The following is a 15,515-nucleotide window of genomic DNA, read 5'->3' as shown; positions in this document are numbered from 1 at the left end:
ACTCCGTTTGATCAGAAAAAACTCAGCCCCACGTGGAACAGTTTCTCCACATCGCGGATATGTTTTTTATCCACCAGAAACAGGATCACATGGTCACCCGTGGCGATCACCGTGTCGTCGCGGGCAATGATTACTTCTTCGTCGCGAATGATCGCACCAATGGTGGTGCCCGGCGGCAAACCGATGTCGCGGATGGCTTTGCCGATGACCTTGCTCGATTTTGAGTCGCCATGGGCAATCGCCTCGATGGCTTCTGCAGCGCCCCGGCGCAGTGAGTGCACGCTGACGATATCGCCACGGCGTACGTGGGCGAGCAAGGTGCCGATGGTGGCCAGTTGCGGGCTGATGGCGATGTCGATATCGCCGCCCTGGATCAGGTCGACATACGCCGGGTTGTTGATGATGGTCATCACCTTCTTTGCCCCCAGCCGCTTGGCCAGCAGCGACGACATGATGTTGGCCTCGTCATCGTTGGTCAGGGCCAGGAAGATGTCGGCGTCGGCGATGTTTTCTTCCATCAGCAGGTCGCGGTCCGACGCGCTGCCCTGCAGGACCACGGTGCTGTCGAGGGTGTCGGACAAATGCCGGCAGCGCGCCGGACTCATCTCGATGATCTTCACCTGGTAGCGGCTTTCGATGGCCTCGGCCAAGCGTTCGCCGATCTGCCCGCCACCGGCGATGACGATGCGCTTGTAGGTCTCGTCGAGACGGCGCATTTCGCTCATCACGGCACGAATATTCGCCTTGGCGGCGATGAAGAAGACTTCGTCGTCGGCCTCGATCACCGTGTCGCCCTGGGGCAGGATCGGCCGGTCACGGCGGAAAATCGCGGCCACGCGGGTTTCCACATTCGGCATGTGTTCGCGCAGTTGGCGCAGTTGCTGGCCGACCAACGGCCCGCCGTAATAGGCCTTCACGGCGACCAGTTGCGCCTTGCCGCCGGCGAAGTCGATCACCTGCAAGGCGCCGGGAATTTCGATCAGGCGCTTGATGTAGTGGGTGACCACCTGTTCCGGGCTGATCAGCACGTCCACCGGGATTGCGTCGTTGTCGAACAGCCCGGCACGGGTCAGGTACGCGGCTTCACGCACGCGGGCGATCTTGGTCGGCGTGTGGAACAGGGTGTGGGCGACCTGGCAGGCGACCATATTGGTCTCGTCGCTGTTGGTGACGGCCACCAGCATATCGGCATCGTCGGCACCCGCCTGACGCAGCACCGTAGGAAACGACGCACGGCCTTGCACGGTACGAATGTCCAGGCGATCGCCCAGGTTGCGCAGGCGCTCGGCATCGGTGTCGACTACGGTGATGTCGTTGGCTTCGCTGGCCAAATGCTCGGCCAGCGTGCCACCGACCTGCCCTGCCCCAAGGATGATGATTTTCATCCGGTCACTCCCTTTGAACCGTTCAGCCGCGTGCGGCGGCGATCTTGATCAGTTTGGCGTAGTAGAAGCCATCGTGTCCGCCGTCTTGCGCTAGCAATTGACGACCGTGAGGCTGCTTGATGCCGGCCGCCGTGGCGAGGTCCAGCTCCCGTGCGCCGCTGGTGCGGGCGAGGAAGGCTTGGATGACCTCGGTATTTTCGGTCGGCAAGGTGGAGCAAGTGGCGTAGAGCAGGATGCCGCCGACTTCCAGGGTTGGCCATAACGCGTCGAGCAACTCGCCTTGCAGCACGGCCAGCGCGGCGATGTCGTCGGGTTGGCGGGTCAGCTTGATGTCCGGGTGACGGCGGATCACGCCGGTGGCCGAGCACGGGGCGTCGAGCAGGATGCGCTGGAACGGCTTGCCGTCCCACCAGGTGGCGGTGTCGCGGCCGTCGGCGGCGATCAGCTCGGCGCTGAGGCCCAGGCGCGCGAGGTTTTCCCGCACGCGCACCAGGCGCTTGGCTTCCAGGTCGACGGCCACCACGCCGGCGAGGTTTTTCTGCACCTCAAGGATGTGACAGGTCTTGCCGCCGGGGGCGCAGCAGGCATCCAGCACCCGTTGGCCCGGTGCCAGGTCGAGCAGGTCGGCGGCCAGTTGCGCGGCTTCGTCCTGCACGCTGATCCAGCCTTCGGCAAAGCCCGGCAGGCTGCGCACGTCGGCGGCGGCCTCGAGCACGATGCCATCAATGCTGTACACACACGGCGTGGCGGCGATGCCCGCATTGGTCAGCAATTGCAGATAAGCATCACGGCTGTGATGGCGACGGTTGACCCGCAGGATCATCGGCGGATGCGCATTGTTGGCCGCGCAAATCGCTTCCCATTGTTCCGGCCAGAAGGCCTTCAGGGACTTTTGCAGCCAGCGCGGGTGAGCGGTGCGTACCACCGGGTCGTGTTCCAGCTCCGCCAGTAGCGCTTCGCTTTCGCGCTGGGCGCGGCGCAGGACGGCGTTGAGCAGGGCCTTGGCCCAGGGCTTTTTCAGCTTTTCGGCACAGCCGACGGTTTCACCGATGGCGGCGTGGGCCGGTACGCGGGTGTAGAGCAGTTGATAGAGGCCCACCAGCAGCAGCGCTTCCACATCGGCGTCGGCCGCCTTGAACGGCTTTTGCAGCAGCTTGGCCGCCAGCGCCGACAGACGTGGCTGCCAGCGCGCGGTGCCGAAGGCGAGGTCCTGGGTGAAGCCGCGATCGCGGTCTTCGACCTTGTCCAACTGGATCGGCAGCGAACTGTTCAGTGAGGCTTTGCCGTTGAGCACGGCGGCCAGGGCCTTGGCGGCGGCCAGACGTGGGTTCATTGGGCGGCCATCCCGAGTATCGTGCCCAGGGCAAATTTCTCACGGCGGCTGTTGAACAAATCGCTGAAATTAAGTGCTTTGCCGCCGGGCAATTGCAGACGCGTCAGGCACAGCGCCTGTTCGCCGCAGGCGACCAGCAGGCCTTCCTTGCTGGCGCCGATGATTTCACCGGGGGCGCCTTTGCCTTCGGCCAACGTAGCGGCCAGGACCTTCAAGGCTTCGCCGTTGAGGGTGCTGTGACAGATCGGCCACGGGTTGAATGCACGTACCAGGCGTTCCAGCTCCACGGCCGGGCGGCTCCAGTCGATACGCGCCTCGTCCTTGTTCAGTTTGTGGGCGTAAGTGGCCAGGCTGTCGTCCTGGGTTTCGCCTTCCAGGGTGCCGGCGGCGAGGCCGGCGATGGCCTGGATCACAGCCGGTGGGCCCATCTCGGCCAGGCGGTCGTGCAGGCTGCCGCCGGTGTCTTCGGCAGTGATCGGGGTGGTAACTTTGAGCAGCATCGGGCCGGTGTCCAGGCCCGCTTCCATACGCATTACGGTCACGCCGCTTTCGCTGTCGCCGGCTTCCACGGCGCGTTGGATTGGCGCTGCACCACGCCAGCGTGGCAGCAGCGAAGCATGGCTGTTGATGCAACCCAGGCGCGGAATGTCCAGCACCACTTGGGGCAGGATCAAACCGTAGGCCACCACCACCAACAGGTCCGGTTTCAGCGCGGTCAGTTCGGCCTGGGCGTCGGCGTTACGCAGGGTCGGCGGTTGCAGCACGGGGATGTTGTGCTCCAGTGCCAACTGCTTGACCGGGCTCGGCATCAGTTTTTGCCCGCGACCGGCCGGGCGATCCGGTTGGGTGTACACCGCGACGACGTCATAAGGGCTGGCGAGCAGCGCCTTGAGGTGTTCGGCGGCGAATTCGGGGGTGCCGGCAAAAACAATGCGCAGTGGCTCGGTCATGGGCGTTCTCGGTTAAAAGCAGTCACAAAAGAAAAAGGCTTGCCGCAGCAAGCCTTTGGAAGAAGGGCATCAAGCTTGCTGGCGGTGCTTTTTTTCCAGCTTCTTCTTGATCCGGTCGCGTTTGAGCGTGGACAGGTAATCGACAAACAGCTTGCCGTTGAGGTGGTCGCATTCATGCTGGATGCACACCGCCAGCAGGCCTTCGGCGATCAGCTCGTAGGGCTTGCCGTCGCGGTCCAGGGCGTTGATCTTCACGCGCAGCGGGCGCTCGACGTTCTCGTAGAACTCCGGCACCGACAGGCAACCTTCCTGGTATTCGCCCGTCTCTTCGGTCAGCGGTTCGAACTCGGGGTTGATGAACACCCGCGGTTCGCTGCGATCTTCCGACAGGTCCATGACCACGACGCGCTGATGCACGTTGACCTGGGTGGCGGCGAGGCCGATGCCCGGGGCTTCATACATTGTTTCAAACATGTCATCGACCAACTGACGAACCTTGTCGTCCACTACGGCCACCGGTTTGGCGATCGTGCGCAGGCGCGAGTCGGGGAATTCGAGGATGTTCAAAATAGCCATAAGCGTAATTGCTGCACATGTGAGGTAGAGGCAAATCGGCGTTGGGATGGACCCACACGGCCGGTGTGAAAGGTTCGAAAGCCGCGAAGGCTTCGCATTTCACGCGAACGCACATAATAAAGGAGATTCACCCCATGAGGAAATCGCTACTCGTCTTGCTGCTGTGGGCCCCCGTTGCCATGGCCCTGCTGCCCCCGCCCGGTCAGCGCCTGGATCAACCGACGCAACAGGCCATCCAACGCTTTTTGTTACATAACCGCATTCTGGATGCGGCCCTGGACCTGGACAGCGCGCCTTACATCGTCTCTGCAGAGTCGGGCCGGGTATTGGGCGCCCATGGCGAGCGTGTACACGCCCGGGGTGTGCTGGACGCGAGCCAGCCAGACTATGGGATCTTCCGCCGTGGCAAGGTCTACACCGACCCTGATACCCAGGAAATGTTGGGCATCAATGCCGACGACATCGGCACCGCGCGCTTTGTGATGGCCGGTGACCTCACGACCCTGGCCGTGCAACGGGTGACCCAGGAAGTGCGCCCTGGCGACCGCCTGCTGCGCAGCCCCGCGCCGGTTGAACTGGCGAGCCTGCAAACACCTGATCCCGCGCCCTTTATCCAGGGACACATCATCGATATCCCCAAGGGCGTCACGCAGATCGGTGTGCTGGACGCGGTGACGTTGAACAAGGGCCGGCGCGACGGGCTGGTCGAAGGCCAGCGGCTGACGGTGATCAAAGTCGGCGCCAGCGTTCGGGACCCCCTCACTGGCGACCTGACCCAACTTCCCGATGAACCCGCCGGCACCCTGCTGGTGTTTCGCACCTATGAAAAGCTCAGCTATGCGCTGGTCCTCAGTGCCTCGCGATCACTGGCGGTGATGGACCGTTTCGAGACGGCCGATCAAGCGCAATAAATAGCCGGCTAAATAAGTTACCAACAGAGTTATCCACAGCTTGTTCAGATCAAGGATGATCAGATGTCTCCGACAAACAACCCCGAAATTTCCCCGTCAGAACTGGAGGCCAGGCTACGCCTGCACAGGCTGCCGGAAGTGGGTCCGAAGCGTTTTCGCCTGTTGATAGAAGCCTTCGGCTCGGCCTCAAGGGCCCTGAGCGCGCCCGCCAGTGCGTGGCGCTCACTCGGTTTGCCAGCCATCAGTGCCGAGGCCCGGCGCAGCCCTGAAGTGCGCGACGGTGCCAGCGTCGCATTGGCCTGGCTGGAGCAGCCGGCCCAGCATTTGCGGATGTGGGACCAGCCGGATTACCCCGCACTGCTCGCCCAGATCGACGATGCGCCGCCGCTGTTGTTCGTCGCCGGCGACCCTGCGCTGCTGGAAAAACCGCAACTGGCGGTGGTCGGCAGCCGCCGCGCTTCACGCCCAGGCATGGACACCGCCGCGGCCTTTTCCCGTAGCCTGGCGAGTGCCGGTTTTGTCATCACCAGCGGCCTGGCGTTGGGCATCGACGGCGCAGCCCATCAAGCGGCATTGGAGGTGGGCGGACACACAATCGGCGTGCTCGGCACCGGTCTGCAGAATGTTTATCCACAGCGCCATAAAAAGCTCGCCGCCGCGATGATTGCCCAGGGCAGCGCGGTGGTTTCCGAGTTTGCGCTGGATGCCGCGCCCCAGGCCGGCAATTTTCCCCGGCGCAACCGGATCATCAGCGGCCTGTCCCTGGGCGTGCTGGTGGTGGAAGCCAGCATTGCCAGTGGGTCATTGATCACGGCGAAACTGGCGGCCGAACAGGGGCGCGAAGTCTACGCGATTCCGGGCTCCATCCATCACCCCGGCGCCAAGGGCTGCCACCAGTTGATCCGCGACGGCGCGATGCTGGTGGAGACCATCGAACACATCCTGGAGGGGTTGCGCGGCTGGCAGGCGTTGTCATGTCCTGCGCCGATGCCGGTGGTCCATCCACTAGTGGCGCTGCTGCACGCGGCGCCGCACAGCAGCGAAGCCTTGGCGATGGTCAGCGGGCGGCCCTTGTCCCAGGTGTTGGCGACCCTGACGGAGCTGGAGCTTGAAGGCCAGGTGATCTGCGAAAACGGGCGCTGGCTCGCGCGCTGCTAGGTTTTGTAACGAACATCGGTAAACTGCGCAGAGCTTTAGTCTGGAGAGTGAGCAATGGTCAACAGGTGGCGTGTGCTGGAAGCCGCACGGGAAATTCGCGCAGGCGCGGTGATTGCCTATCCAACCGAAGCGGTGTGGGGCTTGGGCTGCGACCCGTGGAATGAAGCAGCGGTGGACCGTTTGCTCGCCATCAAGAACCGTTCGGTGGACAAGGGCCTGATCCTGGTGGCGGACAACATCCGCCAGTTCGATTTTCTCTTCGAGGATTTCCCCCAAGACTGGATCGACCGCATGGCCAGCACCTGGCCAGGGCCGAACACCTGGCTGGTGCCCCATCAGGATCTGCTGCCGGAATGGGTGACCGGTGTGCACGACACCGTCGCGTTGCGAGTCACCGATCATCCGCTGGTGCGGGATTTGTGCTCGTTGGTCGGGCCGCTGATTTCCACCTCCGCCAACCCGCAGGGCCGCCCGGCGGCGCGTACGCGGATTCGCGTGGAGCAATATTTCCGTGGCCAGGTGGACCTGGTCTTGGGGGGCGCCTTGGGCGGGCGCAAGAACCCCAGCCTGATTCGCGATCTGGCGACGGGCAAGGTGGTGCGGCCTTCCTGATGGAAGGCCGTAGGGCTTAAGGCAAGAGGATGGTCGACCCGGTGGTGCGCCGCGCCGACAACTCCGCCTGTGCCTTGGCAGCGTCCGCCAGCGAGTAGCGCTGGTTGATATCAATGCGCACCTTGCCGCTCTTGATCATCGAGAACAGATCATCGGCCATCGCCTGAAGATTCTTGGGGTCGCTGGTGTAGGTCGCCAGAGTGGGGCGCGTCACGTACAGCGAGCCCTTGGCCGCCAGGATCCCCAAGTTCACGCCGTCTACCGCGCCCGACGCGTTACCGAAACTCACCACCAGCCCGCGTGGCGCCGCGCTGTCCAGTGATGTCAGCCACGTGTCCTTGCCGACACCGTCGTACACCACTGGGACTTTCTTGCCGTCGGTCAATTCCAGCACGCGTTGTGCGACGTTTTCCTTGCTGTAATCGATGGTTTCCCAGGCGCCGAGGGATTTGGCCCGAGCGGCTTTTTCCGGCGAGCTCACGGTACCGATCAATTTAACCCCCAGTGCCTTGGCCCATTGGCACGCCAGGGAGCCCACGCCACCGGCAGCGGCGTGGAACAGGATGGTCTCGCCACCCTTCAACTCGTAAGTCTGGCGCAGCAGGTACTGCACGGTCAGGCCCTTGAGCATGGCACCGGCGGCCTGTTCGAAGCTGATTTCATCCGGCAGGTGCACCAGGTTCGCGGCGGGCAGCACGTGCAGCTCGCTGTAGGAGCCGAGCGGGCCAGTGCCGTAGGCCACGCGATCGCCGACCTTGAATTGGGTGACTTCGCTGCCCACCGCGTCGACCACGCCGGCACCTTCGGTGCCCAGGCTCGATGGCAGGGCTGGCGGCGCATACAAACCGCTGCGGAAATAGGTCTCGATGAAGTTCAGGCCAATGGCCTGGTTATGCACTCGAACCTGCTGCGGGCCAGGTTCTGCCGGCGTGTAGTCCACGTACTCAAGCACCTCGGGGCCACCATGGGCGCTGAATTGGATACGTTTGGCCATCTTCACTGCTCCTGAGTTCGAATTTGCGTAGCGCCCTATCGGACTCCTAAGCTTGATCTTCGTCAACTGTGGCGCACCTGAGTGCGGTGGTATCCTGTGCGCCCATTTGCCGCCGACGCCCAATGGCCTCGCGTAGCTTTGCCCGATTCAAGGTGATGCCATGACTACCCGCACCGAGGCTGTAAAGGCCTATCTGCTTGACCTGCAAGACCGCATTTGCAGCGCCCTGGAAGCCTTCGAGGCGGACACACGCTTTATCGAAGACGCCTGGACCCGGCCAGCCGGTGGTGGCGGTCGCACCCGTGTGATCGAAAACGGTTCGGTGATCGAAAAAGGCGGCGTCAACTTTTCCCACGTATTCGGCAACGGCCTGCCACCGTCCGCCAGCGCGCATCGGCCCGAGCTGGCCGGTCGTGGCTTCGAAGCCCTGGGCGTGTCACTGGTGATTCACCCACACAACCCCCATGTGCCGACTTCCCACGCAAACGTACGGTTTTTCATCGCCGAAAAAGACGGTGAAGAGCCGGTGTGGTGGTTCGGTGGCGGTTTTGACCTCACGCCCTATTACGGCAACGAAGAAGACTGCATCCACTGGCATCGCGTCGCCGAGCAGGCCTGTGCGCCCTTTGGCCCGGACGTTTACGCACGCTACAAGGCCTGGTGCGATACCTATTTCCACATCAAGCATCGCAACGAACCACGTGGCATCGGTGGCCTGTTTTTCGATGACTTGAACGAGTGGGACTTCGACACCTGCTTCGCGTTTATCCGCGCCATCGGCGATGCCTACATCGACGCCTACCTGCCGATCGTGCAGCGCCGCAAGGCCACCGCCTACACGGAGCAGCAGCGCGAATTCCAGGAATTCCGCCGGGGCCGCTACGTTGAATTCAACCTGGTCTACGACCGGGGCACCCTGTTTGGCCTGCAGTCGGGCGGGCGAACCGAGTCGATCCTGATGTCGCTGCCACCGCAGGTGCGCTGGAGCTACGACTGGAAAGCCGAGGCCGGCAGCGAAGAAGCGCGCCTCACCGATTACTTCCTGCAAGACCGCGACTGGCTGGGCGTGGCCGCACCCAAGGCGGCTGTCTGATGGACCGTTATGTCGTATTCGGCAACCCGGTCGGTCACAGCAAGTCGCCGTTGATTCACCAGATGTTCGCCGAGCAGACTGGCGAGCAACTGGACTACAGCGCTCAGCTCGCGCCACTGGAGGATTTCATCGGGTTTGCCCGTGAGTTCTTTCAGCAAGGCCGTGGCGCCAACGTCACGGTGCCGTTCAAGGAAGACGCCTACCGCCTGGCCGATAGCCTCACCGCCCGCGCCGAGCGCGCCGGGGCGGTAAATACCCTGAGCAAACTGGCCGATGGCAGCCTGCTGGGCGATAACACCGACGGCGCCGGCCTGGTGCGTGACCTCACGGTAAACGCCGGGCTGGACCTGCAAGGTCAACGCATCCTGTTGCTCGGCGCCGGTGGCGCGGTGCGCGGAGCGTTGGAGCCGTTGCTGGCCGAGCGGCCGGCGTCGCTGATCATCGCCAACCGCACGGTGGAAAAGGCCGAGATGCTTGCCGAGTTGTTCGACGATCTGGGCCCGGTGTCCGCCAGCGGTTTCGACTGGCTGTGTGAGCCGGTGGACGTGATCATCAATGCCACGTCCGCCAGCCTGTCAGACGATGTACCGCCGATTGCCGGCAGCCTGATCGAACCGGGCAAGACGTTTTGCTACGACATGATGTACGCCAAGGAACCGACCGCCTTCTGCCGCTGGGCCACTGAGCACGGCGCAGCCGTGGCAATGGATGGCCTGGGCATGCTGGTCGAGCAGGCGGCCGAAGCGTTTTTCCTGTGGCGCGGCGTGCGCCCGGATTCGGCGCCAGTGTTGGCGGAACTGCGTCGACAGCTGGCGCAGTAGTCAGTCTTCGAAATGGATCGGGCAGTGCTCTGCCCCTTCCAGCTTCTTCAATTCCTCAACCACCTGCGGCCTGGCCCGGCGCAAGGTCAGGCTACGTCCCAAGCCCTTCAAACGACGGGCCTCCTGGTGCAGCATTTCCACCCCGGAATAGTCGATAAAGTTGATCTGCTGGGCCTCGATCACTACCCGCTCGCCCTGCAAGCTGTGCAGGCGTACTTGCAGGTAATAGCTGGCGCCGAAAAAAATCGACCCACCGACGCGCAACACATCCTCTTCCCCCTCCCGCCATTGCTGAACCCGTGGCTGCGACGTGCGCTTGAGGTAGAAAAACAACGACACCAGCACACCCGCATAAATCGCGGTCTGCAACTCCAGCAACAAGGTGGCGACGCAGGTCAGGCTCATCACCACGAACTCGGCGCGGCTGACCCGGAACAAGGCGCGAATGCCGCGATGATCCACCAGACCCCAGCAAATCAGGAGGATGCTCGCCGCCATGCTCGGGATCGGAATATGCGCGATCAACACCGCGCCAAACAGTGCGAACAGCGCCACCCATAACGCAGAAAACACCCCGGCCAACGGCGAACAGGCCCCGGCTTCGTAGCTGAGACCGGAGCGGGTGAAGGAACCGGCCGACAGGTACCCGGAGAAAAATCCGCCGACGATATTGGATAAACCCTGGGCCCGAACTTCCTGGTTGGCGTCGAGCAATTGTTGCGAGCGCATCGACAGCGAGCGGGCGATCGACAGGCTGGTCACCAGCCCCAGCATGCCCACCGCCACGGCGCTCGGCAGCAGGCGCAGGATCATGTCCAAGTCCATCGGCAACGGGCTGAACGGCGGCAGCTTGCCGATAAACGCACTGACCCGCGCTACATGGCCAAACATCGCCGGCCACAGCCATACGACCAGGCTGCCCACAGCCAGGGTGATCAGCAGCGCCGGCCAACGCGGCGCCAGGTATTTGAGCAACGCGCCCACCAGCAAGGTGCCCAAGCCCAGGGCCAGGGATGCGTGGTCCCACTCGCCGCCATGCTCGATCAACGCCAGCAGGCTGTTGATCGCCGTGGCCTGGCTCGGTAAATCCAGCCCCGCCAGGTTGGGCAACTGCCCCAGCGCAATCACCACGGCCGCGCCGAGGGTGAAACCCAGCACCACCGAATGGGACACGAAATTCACCAGCGCGCCGAAGCGCAGCATGCCCAGCAGCCACTGGAACACCCCGGCGAGGAAGGTGAGCAACAGGATCAAGGTGATGTAGTCCTGGGATCCTGGCACGGCCAACGGACTGACGCTGGCGTAGAGCACGATGGAAATCGCCGCCGTGGGCCCGCAGATCAGGTGCCAGGACGAACCCCAGAGGCAGGCGATCAGTACCGGGATAATCGCAGCGTATAAGCCGTATTCCGGTGGGAGACCGGCGATGAGGGCGTAGGCAATCGACTGCGGCAAGGCCAGCACCGCGCCGCTGAGGCCGACCATCGCGTCCCGCCCGACACTGGCGCGGGTCTGGCGCGGCAGCCAGGCGAGGAAGGGGAAGAGGGTGTGGCGATTGGGCCTTTGCATCGCAAACTCGGGTAGAAAGGTTTGGCTCAGGGTATCAGTACGCACCGGCTTTTGTGGGAGGGAGCAAGCCCCCTCCCACATTGGTACAGTGCCCGGCGTTAGAGCTGGGCTTTTACGGCCGCCAACGCATCCTGCCCGTCCACGGTTTTCACGCCGTCGAGCCACTTATCCAATACCGCCGGGTTCGCCTTGATCCACGCCTTTGCCGCCTCGGCGTTGCTGACTTTTTTATTGGCCGCCTCGGCCATGATGCTGTTCTCCATCGCCTGGGTGAAACTCAGGTTGGTCAGCAATTTTCCGACGTTCGGGCAGGCTTGTGCATAACCCTTGCGCGTCAACGTATACACGCTGCCGGTGTCGCCGAAGTACTTCTCGCCGCCCTTGAGGTAATGCATTTTCAGTTGCACGTTCATCGGGTGCGGGGTCCAGCCGAGGAAGGTGACGAAACGTTGCCTTTTCACCGCCCGCGACACTTCGGCGAGCATCGCCTGTTCGCTGGACTCGATCAGCTTCCACTGGCCGAGGTCGAAGTCGTTCTTCTTGATGATCTCCTGCAACGAAATATTGCCCGGCGCGCCGGAGCCGATGCCGTAGATCTTCTTGTCGAACTTGTCGGCGAATGTATTCAGGTCCTTAAAGTCACGTACGCCGGCCTCCCACACGTAATCCGGAACGGCAAGGGTGAATTCGGTGCCGTCGAGGTTCTTCGTCAATTGCACCACCTCGCCATTGGCCACGAACTTGTCGTAGAAGCCCTGCTGCGCCGGCATCCAGTTACCCAGGAACACGTCCACCTGACCGTCCTTGAGCCCGCCAAACGTGATCGGCACTGCCAGGGTGTCGACCTTGACCTTGTAGCCCATGCCATTCAACAGAAAACCGGTGATGGCATTGGTGGCGGCAATGTCGCTCCAGCCCGGATCGGCCATCTTCACCGTCCCACAACTGGCGTCCGCGTACACCTGGGCGCTGCTCAGCGCCAGCATTCCCAGCACCACAGTCAACTTTTGCATGGCCTTCCCTCTGATTTATTGGTCTTGGCAGGGTTGTGGATAACGTGCCTTGCGCTCCAGATCGTCGAGGTCGATATGGTTGCGCATGTATTGCTGACTGGCGTCCACCAGTGGCTGGTGATCCCAGCTCTTCAGCTTGCCCTGGGTCAGCGCCTCGAACACCAGGCGGCGACGGCGTTGGCTGGCGAGCACCTGCTGGTGGATCGCCGGGATGTCCCATTTGGTCCGCGCTTCAACCAGGAAGGCGTCGAACAGCGCCCGATGCGGCGGCGACTGGCTGAGTTCTTCCTGTTCCCATGGGTCGTTGCGCACATCGAACAGCAGGCATGGGTCGTCTTCGCTGTAGATGAATTTGTAGGCGCCTCGGCGAATCATCATCAGCGGGCTGAGGGTGCCTTCGGCCATGTACTCGCCGAACACTTCGTCGTGGCCGCCCTGCCCTAGCAAGTGCGGGACCAGTGAGCGGCCGTCCAGGGGCAGGCGTGGGTCCAGCTCGCCGCCGGCCAGTTCCACCAGGGTCGGCAGCAGGTCGGCGGTGGAGACCGCCTGGGTCACGCGGCCCGGCGCAAATTGCCCCGGCGCGCAGACCAGCAGCGGCACACGGGCGGCCATTTCGAACCAGTGCATTTTGTACCAGAGGCCACGCTCGCCGAGCATGTCGCCGTGGTCGCCGGAGAAGATGATCAAGGTGTCGTCGGCCAGGCCGGTGTCTTGCAGGGTTTGCAGGAGTTTGCCGACGTTGCTGTCGATATAACTGCAGGCGCCGAAGTAGGCGCGGCGCGCATCGCGGATCTTATCCACCGGCAGCGGCTTGTCCCACAGGTCATAGACCTTGAGCAGACGCTGGGAGTGCGGGTCGAGATCCTCCTGCTTCGGCGTCGTAGGCAAGGGGATATCGCTGTCGTCGTACAGATCCCAGAACGGCTTGGGAATGGTGTATGGGTCGTGGGGATGGGTCATTGACACGGTGAGGCAGAACGGTTGGTCGCCGTCTTCGCGAATATGGTCGAACAGGTACTGCTGGGCCTTGAACACCACCTCTTCGTCGAAATCCAGCTGGTTGGTGCGCACACACGGCCCGGCTTGCAGCACCGAGGACATGTTGTGGTACCAGGTGGGGCGCACATCCGGTTCGTCCCAGTTCACTGCCCAGCCATAGTCAGCGGGGTAGATGTCACTGGTCAGGCGCTCTTCGTAACCGTGCAACTGGTCGGGCCCGCAGAAGTGCATCTTGCCCGACAGCGCGGTGCGATAGCCGAGGCGACGCAGGTAGTGGGCATAGGTCGGTACATCGGCGGGGAAATCCGCCGCGTTGTCGTAGGCGCCGATCTTGCTCGGTAACTGGCCGCTGACCAGGGTGAAGCGCGAGGGCGCACACAGTGGGCTGTTGCAGTAGGCGGCGTCGAACACCACGCCCTGGGCGGCGAGCCGGCTCAGGTTCGGTAGCTTGATCGGGGAAGGTCCGTAGAACGGAAGCATCGGCGCGGCCATTTGATCGGCCATGATGAAAAGAATGTTCTTGCGCTTCATGGGTCTTCGGCATTCCATAGGCGGTGTTTATGCGAATGAGCATGCGGCCCATGGAAAATGGGGTAAAGCCCATGAGAAGCAATGTCTAGGATAAGCACAGCTTATGTATAAAGCCCTCGGTGACCTGTCCCTCGACCTGCTGCGCGCCTTTGAAGCCGCCGCCCGCCACCGCAGTTTTACCGCTGCCGCCGGGGAGCTGGGTACCACCCAGCCCGCCATCAGCCAGCAGATCAAGCGCCTCGAAGAGCAATTGGCGATCCGCCTGTTCGACCGCATCTACCGCGGCATCGAACTGACCGACGCCGGCGACGTGCTGTTCGAGCACGTGCAAGGCGGTTTGCAGACCATCAACCAGGGCCTGAGCGCGATCACCCAGCAGGACCAGCACGAAGTGCTGCAAGTGGCCACCGACTTCGCCTTTGCCGCCTATTGGCTGATGCCGCGCCTGCATCGCTTCCACGCCGCCAACCCCCAGGTGGACGTGAGCCTGGTGACCAGCGAGCGTAACCACGCGACCCTGCGTAGCGATATCGACGTGGCGGTGTTGTTTGGCGACGGCCGTTTCAAACAGGGCGACAGCCTGTGGCTGTTCAACGAGGAAGGTTTCCGGTGTGCAGCCCGCAGTGGCTCAAGGACCGGGCCGCGCCCCTGACCCTGGCCAATTTGCACGACGTGCCCCTGCTGCATCTGCGCCAGGAAAACAACAGCCACTGGTTCGACTGGGCGGGCGTGTTTCGTGAGTTGGGCATCAGCGCCGCACCCACCCCCGGCCAACTGCGCTTCGATAACTACACCCTGCTGATCCAGGCCGCGATTGCCGGCCAGGGCGTGGCGATCGGCTGGCGACATCTGGTGGATAACCTGCTGGAACAGAATTGGCTGTGCCGGCCGATCAGCAACACGGTGGTCTCACGCTTCGGCTACTACGTGGTGCAGCCCCAGCGCAAACGCCGGGGGCAGTTGGTCGAACGGTTCGTCGACTGGCTGGTGGCGGAACAGGCCAGCAGCGCGCAAACCCTGACCGGGCTGGCCCTGCCCTCGATTGCGGTCTAGGATTTGTCGCACAGCGGTTCCGGATCTCGTCATGCAACATATCAAGGGCTATCACGCCCACATCTACTTCGATGCCCACACCCTCGAGCAGGCGCGCACCTTGTGCGAAGACGCGGCCAAGCTGTTCCCGCTGCGCATGGGCCGCGTGCATGAGCGGCCCGTGGGCCCGCACCCGGACTGGAGTTGCCAGCTAGCGTTCGATCCCGAATACATCGGTGCGGTACTGCCGTGGCTGGCGCTGCATCGCAATGGGTTGGTGGTGTTTCTGCACCCCGACACCGGTGATGACCTGAAGGATCACACGGAGTACGCGATCTGGATGGGCGCGATGCGCGAGCTGGATCTGTCGGTTTTTTAACCCACTGTTCCCCTCCCCTGTCGGAGCGAGCTTGCTCGCGAAGATCGCCAACGAAAACGCGGGCCTTCTGAAGGAACGCGTCGTCAGGGCGGATTTCGCGGGCAAGCTCGCTCCTACGGAGGGTGCGTTTGTATTTTCCCTATATATGGGACTGTTATT

The 15,515-nt window shown here is 63.0% G+C and carries 14 protein-coding genes and 2 pseudogenes; 8 read left to right on the top strand and 8 right to left on the bottom strand.

Annotated elements, in window-relative coordinates; all coding sequences use genetic code 11:
- Nucleotides 1-11 precede the first annotated feature (11 nt).
- From trkA to def, 4 genes are all read right to left on the bottom strand, one after another.
- Nucleotides 12-1,385, bottom strand: a complete 1,374-nt coding sequence (gene trkA / locus ACLH0J_RS03740; protein WP_411390913.1) for a Trk system potassium transporter TrkA — start codon at nt 1,383-1,385, stop codon at nt 12-14.
- A 22-nt stretch (nt 1,386-1,407) separates the two neighbouring features.
- Nucleotides 1,408-2,718 (bottom strand): 16S rRNA (cytosine(967)-C(5))-methyltransferase RsmB, encoded by a 1,311-nt coding sequence (gene rsmB / locus ACLH0J_RS03735; protein WP_411390912.1) that lies wholly within the window; start codon nt 2,716-2,718, stop codon nt 1,408-1,410.
- On the bottom strand, nt 2,715-3,668 hold the full coding sequence (gene fmt / locus ACLH0J_RS03730) for a methionyl-tRNA formyltransferase (protein WP_411390911.1): 954 nt from the start codon (nt 3,666-3,668) through the stop codon (nt 2,715-2,717). The genes rsmB and fmt overlap by 4 nt, the downstream gene beginning before the upstream one ends.
- A 69-nt stretch (nt 3,669-3,737) precedes the next feature.
- A complete protein-coding gene (gene def, locus ACLH0J_RS03725; RefSeq protein ID WP_411390910.1) occupies nt 3,738-4,244 on the bottom strand; it encodes a peptide deformylase in 507 nt (168 codons plus the stop codon).
- 134 nt (nt 4,245-4,378) lie between these two features.
- Here def and ACLH0J_RS03720 point away from each other — a divergent pair, with 134 nt between their 5' ends.
- The 3 genes from ACLH0J_RS03720 (at nt 4,379) to ACLH0J_RS03710 (ending at nt 6,925) form a co-directional block, all read left to right on the top strand.
- The gene (locus ACLH0J_RS03720) at nt 4,379-5,155 is read left to right on the top strand and encodes a peptidoglycan-binding protein (protein WP_411390909.1); all 777 of its coding nucleotides are present in this window, start codon (nt 4,379-4,381) and stop codon (nt 5,153-5,155) included.
- Nucleotides 5,156-5,218: 63 nt separating this feature from the next.
- Nucleotides 5,219-6,313 carry a DNA-processing protein DprA gene (gene dprA, locus ACLH0J_RS03715; protein WP_411390908.1) on the top strand — a complete coding sequence of 365 codons (1,095 nt, stop codon included), beginning with the start codon at nt 5,219-5,221 and terminating at the stop codon, nt 6,311-6,313.
- Nucleotides 6,314-6,367: 54 nt separating this feature from the next.
- Nucleotides 6,368-6,925: an L-threonylcarbamoyladenylate synthase gene (locus tag ACLH0J_RS03710; RefSeq protein ID WP_010565837.1), complete on the top strand. Its 558-nt coding sequence runs from the start codon at nt 6,368-6,370 to the stop codon at nt 6,923-6,925.
- Between the two features lie 16 nt (nt 6,926-6,941).
- On the opposite strand, the gene ACLH0J_RS03705 is transcribed toward ACLH0J_RS03710, so the two are convergent.
- Complete coding sequence (locus ACLH0J_RS03705; RefSeq protein WP_411390907.1) at nt 6,942-7,919, bottom strand: quinone oxidoreductase family protein; 978 nt, start codon at nt 7,917-7,919, stop codon at nt 6,942-6,944.
- A 160-nt stretch (nt 7,920-8,079) separates the two neighbouring features.
- Here ACLH0J_RS03705 and hemF point away from each other — a divergent pair, with 160 nt between their 5' ends.
- Both hemF and aroE read left to right on the top strand, forming a co-directional pair.
- Entirely contained in the window at nt 8,080-9,012 is a 933-nt protein-coding gene (gene hemF, locus ACLH0J_RS03700) for an oxygen-dependent coproporphyrinogen oxidase (protein ID WP_411390906.1), read from the top strand.
- The gene (aroE, locus tag ACLH0J_RS03695; RefSeq protein WP_411390905.1) at nt 9,012-9,833 is read left to right on the top strand and encodes a shikimate dehydrogenase; all 822 of its coding nucleotides are present in this window, start codon (nt 9,012-9,014) and stop codon (nt 9,831-9,833) included. The genes hemF and aroE overlap by 1 nt, the downstream gene beginning before the upstream one ends.
- Here aroE and ACLH0J_RS03690 read toward each other — a convergent pair whose 3' ends face one another.
- The 3 genes from ACLH0J_RS03690 to betC form a co-directional block, all read right to left on the bottom strand.
- Nucleotides 9,834-11,402 (bottom strand): SulP family inorganic anion transporter, encoded by a 1,569-nt coding sequence (locus tag ACLH0J_RS03690; protein WP_411390904.1) that lies wholly within the window; start codon nt 11,400-11,402, stop codon nt 9,834-9,836. It abuts the gene before it with no gap.
- Nucleotides 11,403-11,500: 98 nt separating this feature from the next.
- Complete coding sequence (choX, locus tag ACLH0J_RS03685) at nt 11,501-12,415, bottom strand: choline ABC transporter substrate-binding protein (RefSeq protein WP_411390903.1); 915 nt, start codon at nt 12,413-12,415, stop codon at nt 11,501-11,503.
- Between the two features lie 15 nt (nt 12,416-12,430).
- Nucleotides 12,431-13,945: a choline-sulfatase gene (gene betC / locus ACLH0J_RS03680; protein ID WP_411390902.1), complete on the bottom strand. Its 1,515-nt coding sequence runs from the start codon at nt 13,943-13,945 to the stop codon at nt 12,431-12,433.
- Between the two features lie 103 nt (nt 13,946-14,048).
- Here betC and ACLH0J_RS03675 point away from each other — a divergent pair.
- The 3 genes and pseudogenes from ACLH0J_RS03675 to ACLH0J_RS03665 all read left to right on the top strand — a co-directional run.
- A pseudogene (locus tag ACLH0J_RS03675) lies at nt 14,049-14,192 on the top strand (LysR family transcriptional regulator); the annotation flags it as partial.
- Nucleotides 14,193-14,381: 189 nt separating this feature from the next.
- A pseudogene (locus ACLH0J_RS03670) lies at nt 14,382-14,998 on the top strand (LysR substrate-binding domain-containing protein).
- A 31-nt stretch (nt 14,999-15,029) separates the two neighbouring features.
- Entirely contained in the window at nt 15,030-15,356 is a 327-nt protein-coding gene (locus ACLH0J_RS03665) for a DOPA 4,5-dioxygenase family protein (RefSeq protein WP_411390901.1), read from the top strand.
- Nucleotides 15,357-15,515: the final 159 nt, after the last annotated feature.

The organism is Pseudomonas sp. MPB23 (genome assembly GCF_046605395.1).
GTDB lineage: Bacteria > Pseudomonadota > Gammaproteobacteria > Pseudomonadales > Pseudomonadaceae > Aquipseudomonas.
The sequence above is the reverse complement of the archived record's forward strand: the minus strand, read 5'-3'. Positions and strand labels throughout refer to the sequence as shown.

What these genes read in the sequence shown, in the direction of transcription:
- trkA (WP_411390913.1), bottom strand. Translation starts at nt 1,385, where the DNA reads ATGAAAATCATCATCCTTGGGGCAGGGCAGGTCGGTGGCACGCTGGCC.
- rsmB (WP_411390912.1), bottom strand. Translation starts at nt 2,718, where the DNA reads ATGAACCCACGTCTGGCCGCCGCCAAGGCCCTGGCCGCCGTGCTCAAC.
- fmt (WP_411390911.1), bottom strand. Translation starts at nt 3,668, where the DNA reads ATGACCGAGCCACTGCGCATTGTTTTTGCCGGCACCCCCGAATTCGCC.
- def (WP_411390910.1), bottom strand. Translation starts at nt 4,244, where the DNA reads ATGGCTATTTTGAACATCCTCGAATTCCCCGACTCGCGCCTGCGCACG.
- ACLH0J_RS03720 (WP_411390909.1), top strand. Translation starts at nt 4,379, where the DNA reads ATGAGGAAATCGCTACTCGTCTTGCTGCTGTGGGCCCCCGTTGCCATG.
- dprA (WP_411390908.1), top strand. Translation starts at nt 5,219, where the DNA reads ATGTCTCCGACAAACAACCCCGAAATTTCCCCGTCAGAACTGGAGGCC.
- ACLH0J_RS03710 (WP_010565837.1), top strand. Translation starts at nt 6,368, where the DNA reads ATGGTCAACAGGTGGCGTGTGCTGGAAGCCGCACGGGAAATTCGCGCA.
- ACLH0J_RS03705 (WP_411390907.1), bottom strand. Translation starts at nt 7,919, where the DNA reads ATGGCCAAACGTATCCAATTCAGCGCCCATGGTGGCCCCGAGGTGCTT.
- hemF (WP_411390906.1), top strand. Translation starts at nt 8,080, where the DNA reads ATGACTACCCGCACCGAGGCTGTAAAGGCCTATCTGCTTGACCTGCAA.
- aroE (WP_411390905.1), top strand. Translation starts at nt 9,012, where the DNA reads ATGGACCGTTATGTCGTATTCGGCAACCCGGTCGGTCACAGCAAGTCG.
- ACLH0J_RS03690 (WP_411390904.1), bottom strand. Translation starts at nt 11,402, where the DNA reads ATGCAAAGGCCCAATCGCCACACCCTCTTCCCCTTCCTCGCCTGGCTG.
- choX (WP_411390903.1), bottom strand. Translation starts at nt 12,415, where the DNA reads ATGCAAAAGTTGACTGTGGTGCTGGGAATGCTGGCGCTGAGCAGCGCC.
- betC (WP_411390902.1), bottom strand. Translation starts at nt 13,945, where the DNA reads ATGAAGCGCAAGAACATTCTTTTCATCATGGCCGATCAAATGGCCGCG.
- ACLH0J_RS03665 (WP_411390901.1), top strand. Translation starts at nt 15,030, where the DNA reads ATGCAACATATCAAGGGCTATCACGCCCACATCTACTTCGATGCCCAC.